8 protein-coding genes are annotated in these 11,464 nt (G+C 35.5%); all 8 read left to right on the plus strand.

Annotation, left to right across the window (positions count from 1 at the left end; genetic code table 11):
• Positions 1 to 21 precede the first annotated feature (21 nt).
• The 8 genes from EV144_RS07040 to EV144_RS07075 are packed head-to-tail and all read left to right on the plus strand — an operon-like array spanning position 22 to position 11,432.
• Positions 22 to 1,539 (plus strand): pyridoxal phosphate-dependent decarboxylase family protein, encoded by a 1,518-nt coding sequence (locus tag EV144_RS07040; RefSeq protein WP_134147378.1) that lies wholly within the window; start codon positions 22 to 24, stop codon positions 1,537 to 1,539.
• Positions 1,520 to 3,976, plus strand: a complete 2,457-nt coding sequence (locus EV144_RS07045; protein ID WP_134147380.1) for a GNAT family N-acetyltransferase — start codon at positions 1,520 to 1,522, stop codon at positions 3,974 to 3,976. The genes EV144_RS07040 and EV144_RS07045 overlap by 20 nt, the downstream gene beginning before the upstream one ends.
• 1 nt (position 3,977) lies before the next feature.
• Positions 3,978 to 5,300 (plus strand): lysine N(6)-hydroxylase/L-ornithine N(5)-oxygenase family protein, encoded by a 1,323-nt coding sequence (locus EV144_RS07050; protein WP_134147382.1) that lies wholly within the window; start codon positions 3,978 to 3,980, stop codon positions 5,298 to 5,300.
• 12 nt (positions 5,301 to 5,312) lie between these two features.
• Positions 5,313 to 7,166, plus strand: coding sequence for an IucA/IucC family protein (locus EV144_RS07055; protein WP_134147384.1), 1,854 nt, complete (start codon positions 5,313 to 5,315; stop codon positions 7,164 to 7,166).
• Positions 7,163 to 8,569: an MATE family efflux transporter gene (locus tag EV144_RS07060; RefSeq protein ID WP_134147386.1), complete on the plus strand. Its 1,407-nt coding sequence runs from the start codon at positions 7,163 to 7,165 to the stop codon at positions 8,567 to 8,569. Before EV144_RS07055 ends, EV144_RS07060 begins: the two co-directional genes overlap by 4 nt.
• A 37-nt stretch (positions 8,570 to 8,606) precedes the next feature.
• Entirely contained in the window at positions 8,607 to 8,849 is a 243-nt protein-coding gene (locus EV144_RS07065; protein ID WP_134147388.1) for an acyl carrier protein, read from the plus strand.
• 17 nt (positions 8,850 to 8,866) lie between these two features.
• Entirely contained in the window at positions 8,867 to 10,282 is a 1,416-nt protein-coding gene (locus EV144_RS07070) for an AMP-binding protein (protein WP_134147390.1), read from the plus strand.
• Between the two features lie 58 nt (positions 10,283 to 10,340).
• Positions 10,341 to 11,432, plus strand: a complete 1,092-nt coding sequence (locus EV144_RS07075) for a heparan-alpha-glucosaminide N-acetyltransferase domain-containing protein (RefSeq protein WP_134147392.1) — start codon at positions 10,341 to 10,343, stop codon at positions 11,430 to 11,432.
• The last annotated feature ends 32 nt before the right edge of the window (positions 11,433 to 11,464 follow it).

Consider the following 11,464-nt stretch of genomic DNA (forward strand, 5'->3'; position numbering starts at 1 on the left):
CAATTCTAAAATTTAATCATTATGCAAAACCTATTAGACAACGATCAGGATGTCATTGTTAAAAGTGTTACAGACCATTTTTATCAGGATATTTTTCATGAAAATTCCGGAACTGAATATAACAACGCAATAGCATCCGTACAAAAACGTGTGGCCGGTTTTCTAGAAAATACTAAAATTCCATTCAGCGGTATCAAACCAGATGAAATAAGAAATAAAGTCGAAGCTGTAAACTTAGAGCAGCCTCTAAAAGATTACGAAAGCCTTTGGGATGAGATCGATGAAATTTATGTAAATCACGCAACTGCTTATCATTTACCAGAATATATAGCACATTTAAACTGCCCTGTTGTAATTCCTGCTTTGGCAGCCGATGTATTGATAAGTGCAATTAATTCATCGCAAGACACTTACGATCAAAGTGCCGGAGGAACATTTATAGAAAGAAAACTGATTGCCTGGACAGGTGAACAGATTGGATATAACGAAGATTGTGATGGAATTTTTACAGGCGGCGGGTCTCAAAGTAACCTTATGGGTTTGCTTTTGGCAAGAGATTACTTTGCCTTGAAATACCTGAATTGGAATATCAAATTGAATGGATGCCCTCCTGAATCTAGTAAATTCCGAATTTTTGTTTCTGAGAAATCGCACTTCAGTAATCAAAAAAATGCTTCTATTCTGGGTCTTGGCGAGCAGTCTATTGTTCAGGTTGTTACCGATAGCCGATACAGAATGGATGCTGCAAAATTAAAACAAGCCATTATTGAAGAAAAGGAAAAAGGCAACATTCCGATTGCCATTGTAGCTACAGCGGGCACAACAGATTTCGGTAATATTGACCCATTAACAAAAATAGCAATTCTGGCAAAAGAGCATGAATTATGGATGCATGTAGATGCTGCTTATGGCTGCGGTTTATTGCTGACTGATAAATACAAACCTTTGCTAAACGGCATCGAACAAGCTGATTCTGTAACTATTGATTATCATAAATCGTTCTTTCAGCCTATTTGCAGCAGTGCTTTTATGGTGAAAAACAAACAGCATCTTCATATCATAAAACATCATGCTGATTATCTAAATCCTAAAGAACAGGATTATGATGAATTGCCAGCTCAAATCAATAAGTCTTTGGTACAAAGCACACGCCGTTTTGATGCTTTAAAACTATGGTGTACACTACGCTATATGGGTAGAACCAAACTGGGTCAATACACGGAAACCATTATTGAAACTACACAAGAAACTGCTGAAATATTAGATAATGATAAAGATTTTGAACTTTTAACTGATTCTGATTTAAGTGTTTTGGTTTTTAGATATAAACTAGCCGGCTGGCCTGGAGATACCTGCAAAATGAATTTGTACATCAAAAAGAAAATGTTTTTTAGTGGCGAAGTTTTAGTGGCAAGCACAAAAGTGGATGGCATTTTTTACCTAAAATTTACTATTCTGAACCCATTAACGACTATTGCACACATTAACAATATTCTTTCAATCATAAAAAAACACGGAAATGAATACATCTTCTCCTAAAGAAATTGCTCAGGAAGCAGTCGATATTACGTTTACTATTTTACTTAATTGCTGCTTACGCGAACTGGACAACAGCAGTTTTTACGAAGGGATTCCGAAATACGATCCTGCATTAAAATCTTTTATGTCTAAGTCTAATCATGAACTTCATTTAAAATTAGATTTTCCTGTTGATAAAGTTGAGGTGTATGCACCGATACGCTACAGATCTGAAACCTTTAGACATTTGTATGATTTTCCGGTGATGGAGCGTGACCTTACAACTGAAACTGTAAAAGAAATAGATGCAAACCGTCTTCTGGAATTAATTACAACTCATGTAAAACAGCAATATCCGACAGCTGATTCTAAAAATGTAAAAAACAGAATGCAGTTGAGTACGGAAAAAATAACGCAGTTTTTAGAACATTTTAAATCGACAGGGCAGCAATTTAATAAACCTGATATGTCATTTATCGAGGCGGAACAATTATTTCCGGCAGGACATTTACTTCATCCGCTTACTAAAGGACGCGAAGGTTTTACGGAAGCAGAAGTTTTAAAATATGCTCCCGAAACCGGAGGTTATTTTCAGTTGTATTATTTTTTAGTACATCCTGATCTGGTTAACGAGAAATCTGTAGAAGCTATTTTGCCTTCCGATTTTGCAAAAACAGCAGTTTTAGAAGCAAGTAAAGGAGATAAAAAAGTACACGATTTACTAGAGAAAAATAGTGATTGGAAAGTGATTCCCATTCATCCGTGGGAAGCTGCACATTTTAAAAACCAAATCTTATTTGATACGCTGGTAAAAGAAAATCTGCTTATTGATTTAGGTGAATTTGGAAAAGAATTTACAGCTACCTCATCAGTAAGAACGGTATATAACAATGAAAGTGATTATATGTATAAGTTTTCCCTTCACGTGAAAATCACAGGAGCGGAACGTATTAATCATTATCATGAACTTCACAGAGGTTATGATGTATCGCGACTCATGCAGACCGCTTGGGGAGATAATGTAAGAGAAACATATCCAGACATTGAATTGATTTGTGATCCGGGTTTTATATCTGTTTCTTATGATGGAAATATTATCGACAGTTTTTCTACCAGTGTACGTCACAATCCGTTTAAAACTAGTGCAACAGAAAAAGAAAAGAATGTAAGTTTAGTGGCTTCTTTATGTCAGGATTCTGTATTAGGAGAATCTTCCAGAATACAGGAAGTAATTGAAAAAGCTGCTGAACAAACGGGCTTATCAACAGAAAAAACGAGTGAACTTTGGTTCAAACAATACATAGATATTATACTTGGCGGTGTAGTAAAAATGTTTAATGAGCAAGGAATGGTTTGCGAGTGGCACCAACAAAATACTCTTGTACAACTGAATGATGCTTACCTGCCTGAAAAATTATTTTTCCGTGATAATCAAAGTTTTTTATTCCGAAAATCTTTTGAAGAGCAATTAAATACTATCGTACCCGGATTATCTGAAAATGGGAAAATGTTTATTCCAGACGATCGTTTATTCAATTTATTACTTCATTATTTCTGGGTAGGAAATATTTTGGCAGTTGTAAATACTTTTGGCGCCAGCGGACTTGCAACCGAAAAAAATCTCTTAAATATTCTCTATGACAAATTAGAGGATTTACAAAAAGAAGACGAAAGCGGTCTGGTTACGTTTATTCTCGAAAGCAGACATTGGAAAGTAAAAGGCAATTTACTTACGGCGCTAAATGATATTGATTGCGGCGGGAATCCTGCCGGTGTGACCCGTATCAATTTTCCGAATGTTTTACACAAACGCTTTTTCTCAGAACAATTGATAAATCCAAAAGGAAAAGAATTGGTGTACAACCGCTATTTCCCTAAAGAAGATGTAACGATTAGTTTACGTCCTGTTGATATAGATAATGATCTGGAAATGATGCATGAATGGTTTCATCGTGACCATGCAAAAGCAGCTTGGAAAATGGACTGGTCGCTGAAAGAACTTGAAACGTATTACAGAACATTGCTTCCGAGTGACAGTTTGTACAGTTATATAGGAATGGCAAACGGTGAACCGACTTTTAATATCGAAGTATACTGGCCGACCCGTGATGTTCTAGGAGATTATTATGACGTTCTGCCGACGGATTATGGAACGCATCAATTTATTGCGCCGACAGATCCAAAGCAAAAATTTGTTTCACCATCTACACAATGCATGATCGATTATGTGTTTGCGCAGCCGGAAGTCGGAAAAATGGTTGGCGAAGGTGCTGTAGATTCCAGAGCTTCGATGATGAACAAAGCTTTTCATGGTTTTAAAATCGATAAAGTCATTGAAATGCCGCATAAAACATCCAATCTTAATTTTTGCTATCGCGAATGGTATTGGGACAAATTCCCTCAAAACAAAGACATTGTAATCAACGCTGAAGCAGAGCATAATCTTATAAACCAATAATATGGAAGATCGTAAAGTATATTCATTAATAGGCATTGGCATCGGACCTTTTAATTTGGGTTTGGCCGCTTTGTTAGAACCGGTTGATGACGTTTCATCACTTTTCTTTGACCAAAAAGAACAATTTAACTGGCATCCGGGACTGCTTTTTGACCATGTTACCTTGCAGACTCCATTTTTATGTGACTGTGTTTCAATGGCTGATCCTACAAGTAAGTTTAGTTTTTTGAATTTTCTTAAAAAGACAGATCGTTTGTATAAATTCTTTATCCGCGAAAATTTCTTTGTATTGCGTAAAGAGTATAATATGTACTGTCAATGGGTGATTAAACAATTGAAAAATTGTCGCTTTTCATCGAGTGTAAAGGAAATTTATTATAAAGACGGTCTTTATGAACTGCACGTTTTTCATAAAGACGAAGATCAGACCAAAATTTATTATTGTGAAAAATTAGTATTAGGAACTGGTACTGTACCTATACTTCCTGATTTTGTTGATTTACAAGAAATGGAAAAAGTTTGTCATACGTCAAGCTATCTTTTTAGAAAAGAAGAAATATTAGAACAGGATACCGTTACTGTAATTGGTTCCGGACAAAGTGCTGCTGAGGTTTTCTTTGATCTGCTTCAAAACAGACCTAAAAACTTAAAACTGAATTGGTATTCCCGTCCCGATCGCTTTTTTGCAATGGAATATTCTAAACTAATTTTAGAACATACATCCCCGGATTACATCGACTATTTTCATCAAATGCCGGCTTCGACTCGTAAAGCCATGCTGGATCGTCAGAAATCACAATTCAAAGGCGTAAATTTTGATTTACTCAACGAGATTTATGATCATATGTATGCGCTGAGCGTAGATAATGATGACATTGGCGTAAAGATCAGACCGAATATTCAATTGGATGATATTACTGTGGGAATTCATGGAAATTATGAATTGCATCTGGAGCAGATCGAGCAGCATAAAAAGTTTACAGACCCTGCTGACTATGTAATTTTAGGTACCGGATATCATTATCAGGAACCTCAATTTCTTAAAGATATACAGCATCGCATCAGCAGGACTTCAACAGGCAGTTATGATGTAAAAAGAAACTACAGCATTGATACTAACGGAAGCGAAATTTTTGTACAAAACGCAGAAATTCATACGCACAGCTACATTTCTTCTGATTTAGGAATGGGCGCTTACCGCAATTCTTATATCATTAATGAAGTAGCAAAACGTGAAGTATATAAACTAGAAAAGAGAATTGCTTTTCAGGATTTTGACCTTTCGCATATTGCTGCAGAAAAAGCGGAGGAAATTAGTATTTAACACACATCTAAAATGAATATAGAAACAATACCGCACTTAGAAGTTTTTACCGCTCCGGTTTGGGAAAAGGTAAATCTTAATCTGCTGGCCAAGAGTTTAGCCGAATTAATGCATGAAGATGTTGCCAAACCTACGATTACGGGCAGTGAAAAAGATGGGGCTAAACATTTTAAACTGACTACTGATTTACCAGAGGTTTACTATACTTTTTCAGCTTATCCGAGACTTTTGGAATATTGGCATATTGAAAAGGAAAGTATTCAAAGATGGGAAAACGGAATAGCCGCGCCTGCTAAAGATGTTCTTTGTTTTTTTATGGAATTACAAAAAACCTTTGGCATTGATTCTTTTACATTGGCAAAATACACCGAAGAACTTCTCAATACCTTATATGCTGATGCACATTTGTTCACCAGAGAAAAAATTAGTGTTTCCGATCTTGTTGAAGCCGATTATCAGACTATTGAGCACCAAATGGAAGGTCATCCGTGGGTGATTGCAAATAAAGGCCGCGTTGGTTTCAACAATACCGATTATCATAATTATGCTCCCGAAGCCAATAAAAATACAGATTTATATTGGCTGGCAGCGCATAAAAAAAGAGCTTCATTCAACTCTTTGGAAACGATCAATTTTAGTGATTTTTATACTGAAGAATTAGGTATAGAACTTTATAAAAGATTTCAGGAAAAGCTTCGTAATATGAAACTTGCGGTTGAAGATTACGTTTTTATTCCCGTACATCCGTGGCAGTTAAACAATAAAATTTTACTGCAATTTCATCAGGATCTTGCCAATCAATATTTAGTGATTTTGGGCAAAAGTGACGATATCTATTCGCCTCAGCAAAGTATTCGAACTTTCTTTAATTTAAGTTATCCGTCAAAACATTATGTAAAAACGGCGATCTCAATTTTGAGCACAGGAAATATCCGCGGCTTATCTCCAAAGCAAATGGATATTGCGCCAAGAGTTACAAAATGGGTAAAAGAAATGCTGGATAAAGACCCGTATTTTCAGGAAAAAGAAGTAGTGCTTTTAGGCGAAGTTGCTACCGTTTCTTATCGCCATCCGCAGTATAATGCAATAGCCGACAGTCCGTATCATTACCGCGAAATGTTAGGTGCATTGTGGCGAGAAAGTGCAGAGAAATATCGAAAACCTGAAGAAAAATTAATGACAATGGCCTCTTTATTATATGTTGATGATAGTGGCTGTCCTTTTCTACAGGAATTAATAAATGCCTCAGGATTGAGCATCCAAAGCTGGCTGGAGCAATATTTAGAAGTGTATTTAAAGCCTTTGCTGCACATTTATTATCAGCATTCTTTATGCGTAACACCTCATGGCGAGAACATTATTTTAGTCATGAAAAACGGTTTGCCACAACGTATCATTATCAAAGATTTCGTTGATGATATTGTTTTGACTGAAGAAGCCAAAGCAAAATTACCGGCAGAACTTAAAGACGGTCTTATACAATCTTCTAATAAAGAAAACACGCCTTTATTTATTTTAATCGGTGTTTTTGATGCCTTTTTTAGATACCTGTCTGATATTCTGCATACGCACATGGATTATGATGAACATCTTTTTTGGAAAACCGTAATTGGATCAATTGAAGAATATCAGCAAGACAATCCACATTTGACAGACCGATTTGAAAAATACAATCTTTTTGAGCCGGAGTTTAAACGATTTTATATCAATAGTTTGAAATTGCTAAATAATGGATATGCTGAGCAAACAGGTTTTGCCGTGCCGAAAAAAGGAAGTAAACTTCCAAATCCGCTTTATGTTATTAAGCAATACGAGATGAAAGAGTTTACAGCCATTAGTAATGAAACAATACAACATCAATCATGAAAGTAGTTGTTCTTCGATTGCAATCTTATACAGATTTGTTTCTTACTGCGGTATTAGGCCGCGAAAAAAAGTTTACCTCAGGCAGTATTAATAGGGCAATTGTATTGCTTGCCGTACCAATGGTGCTGGAGCTGGTTATGGAATCTATTTTTGTTTGTGCCAGTTTATTTTTTGTGAGTAAACTTGGCGCAGCAGCAGTTTCTATTGTAGGTTCTACAGAATCTGTTATCAGTTTTTCATATTCGATTTCTATTGGTCTCAGCATTGCGGCCTCAACTTTAATTGCCCGTCGCGTTGGCGAGCAGAACTTTAAGGAAGCGAGCGTTACAGCTGTACAGGTAATAAGTATAACCGTAATTGCTGCTATTCTAATAAGCATAATCTGTTTTATATGGAGCGATGAAATATTGGGATTAGTAGGCCTTTCTCCGGCAATGATACAACAAGGGAGTTTGTATGCAAAAGTAATGTTTGCTACTTGCGGTTTTATTATTATCCGTATTGCGCTAAATGGTATTTTTCGAGGTGCTGGTTACGCTTCTATTGCCATGCGCACACTATGGCTTTCTAATGCATTAAACATAATCTTGTGTCCGCTCCTTATTTTCGGATGGGGTCCTGTACCCGCATACGGACTCTTAGGAGTCGCTATAGCGACAGGCGCAGCTCGTTTTATCGGAGTTTGTTATCAGGCATTTCATTTGATTAAAGGATCAACCATTATTCAAATTGGAAAACAACAATTGGTACTTCATCTTGAAACTTTTAATAAAGTATTGAGACTTGCTTTTGGAGGTATGTTGCAGTATTTGATTCCTGCATCAAGCTGGCTGTTTATGATAAAAATTGTTTCTCATTTTGGAGGAAATGCCCTTGCAGGTTATATCATAGCGCAACGCGTTGCTTCTATCGTTACTACACCGGCTTGGGGTATCGGAAATGCTGCAGGAATTTTAACCGGACAAAATCTGGGCGCACAACAACCTGAAAGAGCCGAAAAATCAGTTTGGAGAGCAGGTATGATTAATATGTGTTTTTTGATTACGGTAGCAATTGGATGGATTTTTATGGCAAATCCCGTTGTCAGGATTTTTTCTGATGTTCCCGAAGTGATTGATCACAGCACAACCTACATTCATATTATTTCTATTGCCTATGTATTATTAGGATATACAATGGTTATTTCCAGAGCGCTCAATGCAGCCGGAAAAGTTATGATTGTTACTCTGCTTTACATTCTCATGTTTTACGTGATACAAATACCGCTTTCATTCGCCTTTGGCGTAGTAATGGGTTTTGGTCCCAAAGGTATTTTTGCCGCCATATTAATTTCAGAGCTTGTATTGGCTTTTGGCTGTATCACCATATTCAGAACTGGAAAATGGAAGCTAGCTAAAGTTTAAAAATAATAAAATATAAATAAATTAAAATAAGATCATTATGAGTACAACACAAGAATTACATCAAGTATTTGCAAATGCGTTTGAAATACCTGTAGAATCCGTTACAGCAGATTTAGAATATCAGGGTATTGTAGAATGGGATTCTATGAGTCATTTGCTTTTGGTTGAGGAACTAGAGAGCTTTTACAATGTTTCAATTCCTATGGAAGATATTCTGGAAATGGGAAGCGTTGATAAAATAAAGGCAATACTGAAGAAAAACGGTGTAGAAATCCAATAATTTCAAAAGAAAAAAGTATGGGACTTTATGATTTAATTCAAAAAAACAAAAAATTAAATTTTATAGATGCAAAAACCAAAGTTGTAAAAACGTTCAACGAAATACATGAATCTTTAGATATTGAAGATTTGCGTGCCGTTGTTTTCATTTACAATGACAATCAATTGCCGGCAATAGAAACGTTCCTGAATTTTTATCAAAAAAAGTACACGGTGGCTTTGCTTAATTCGGGTTTACATCCTACGTTTAAACAAAATCTGGAAGATGAATATAAACCTGCTTATATCTACGATCCGTCAAGAGCCGCAGTTGAAGATTATGATTTAAAACAAGTGTCTGAAAGTATTTCTTTATTTAAAAAAAGAGAAATTCGCCTCTACCCTATTCATGGAGATGTAAAGCTTTTAATGAGCACATCAGGAACTACCGGGTCGCCTAAATTTGTTAAGATTTCAGATCAAAATCTGGTTCAGAATGCCTTATCTATTATGGAGTACATGCCAATAACGGAACACGATGTTGTTCCGTTAAATGTGCCTATTAATTTCGTGTATGGTTTCTCGATTTTTACAACAAACTGCATAAAAGCAAATACAATTGTATGTACAGACAGAGATGTACTTCAAAAAGAATTCTGGTCAGATCTTGCTCATTATGGCTATTCTACACTAAGCGGTGTTCCTTATTTTTATGAGTTACTGCATCGCTTTGGTTTCTTCAAAAAAGACACTCCTTCTGTACGTTATTTTACCCATACGGGCGGCATGCTGAATAAAGAACTGGCGAACGTAATTTCAGATTATACTCAAACTTATAACAAACAGTTTTTTGCACAATATGGACAAACGGAAGCCAGCGGCAGAATGGCTGTTTTACCGCCAAAAGATTTTCAGAATAAAGGAACATCTATAGGATTTGCTGTAAAAAACGGAAGGTTTGAAATTGATGAAAGTACGGGAGAACTTATTTATTACGGTCCCAATGTTTCCGGAGGTTATGCCAATAACATTTTTGATTTACAGCATTATGATTATACCGACAAACTTTATACAGGCGATTTAGCAGAAAAGGATGAGTTTGGTTATTATCATATCAAAGGACGTATTAAACGTATTATAAAATTATTTGGAGTCCGTTTAAACCTTGATGAAGTTGAGGTTTTACTCAAAAATGAATTAGGCGGACAAACCTTTATCTGTATCAGTGTTCAGGACAAATATCTGGGTATCATACATCAGGATGAATTTTTACAACGAGAAACAATAACTCAGGTGATAAAAGAAAAAATGGGATTACATGCCAGTTCATTAAAAACCTATTATTTCGATCAAGTGCCCTTAACCGTTAACGGTAAAGTAGATTATCCTACTATAAATAGAAATATCAACGAAAACGAAAATTCATTTTTAGCTGCAAAAGCAGTTATAGGATAATTTTAAATATTTAATAAACAATAGGTTGTACAGACCGAAATAGTAAACATAAAAACTTATGGAACAGCAAAGTAAAAGAATTGTAGCACTGGATCTTATAAAAGGAATGAGTGTTATAGGAATGATTATCATACATACACTACTAACATTTGCCGATGTCAAATCGCAGTCGGAAACCTTTATTGGCAATTTTATTGTTTTTCTGGGCAGAGGAACTTCTATTTTCCTGATCTGTATGGGAGTTACATTTATGACTTCTCGCCATCAAAGTCTTAAAAGCTCGATAACGCGTGGCGGACTGCTTTTAGGCGCTGCTCTTTTAATGAATTTTTTAAAGTTCATTTTTCCTGTAATTTTTGGTTTTGCACCCGATAATTTTATCCAAAGATACGGATGGCACGGGCCAATAGAGCAACAGTATTTGTATTTAATGTTATTGGGCGATATTTTGCAATTAGCAGGAATGTCTTTGCTGTTCATTGGTTTTATTAGAAAATACGTTACCAATAAATACGGAATTTTAGCTATCGGTATGTTAATCGCATTAGTTTCCAGAGAAGTAAGCGGGATCAATTTGGATATTCCTGTAGTTAATTATGTCTTAGACCTTCTTTTCAATAATGATTTTCCGGCATACGTTTATTTTCCTGTTTTTCCGTGGATGTCTTTTATTATCATTGGAATGTTTTTTGGCAAATGGTATCAGGAACTTAATTATAACAGACCGCAATTGTTTAAAAACATGTTGTTTACCGGAATTTTGTTTGTTGCTCTGGGTGCGCCTTTAGTCTTCATTTACGGAGATTACAATTATAATGGTTTTTACCATATGGGTCCGGGCGGTGTTGTTTATTTTGCAGGCTGGACATTAATTTTTCTATGGATTCTTTTTAAAATTTCCGAAAATATTAAAGAAAATAAATTTATAAAACTTCTAAAATATTGCAGTAAGAACCTGACTTCTATGTATATGACACAATGGATATTGATTTCCTGGGGAAAAGGTATTTTTGGTTTTAGATCGAATGGAATAACAACTGTATTAGCACTTATAGGACTTTATATTATACTAACTTTTTCGGTTCAGATACTTATAGATTCTTTGAGAAAAAGAAAGCAGAAAGCTAAGGTTATTGAAGTTGCAAATTAAAATTTAACATATTTTATTACCATTAAGGATAT

Origin of the sequence: Flavobacterium sp. 270, from assembly GCF_004368785.1 — a bacterium.
Classification (GTDB): Bacteria; Bacteroidota; Bacteroidia; order Flavobacteriales; family Flavobacteriaceae; genus Flavobacterium.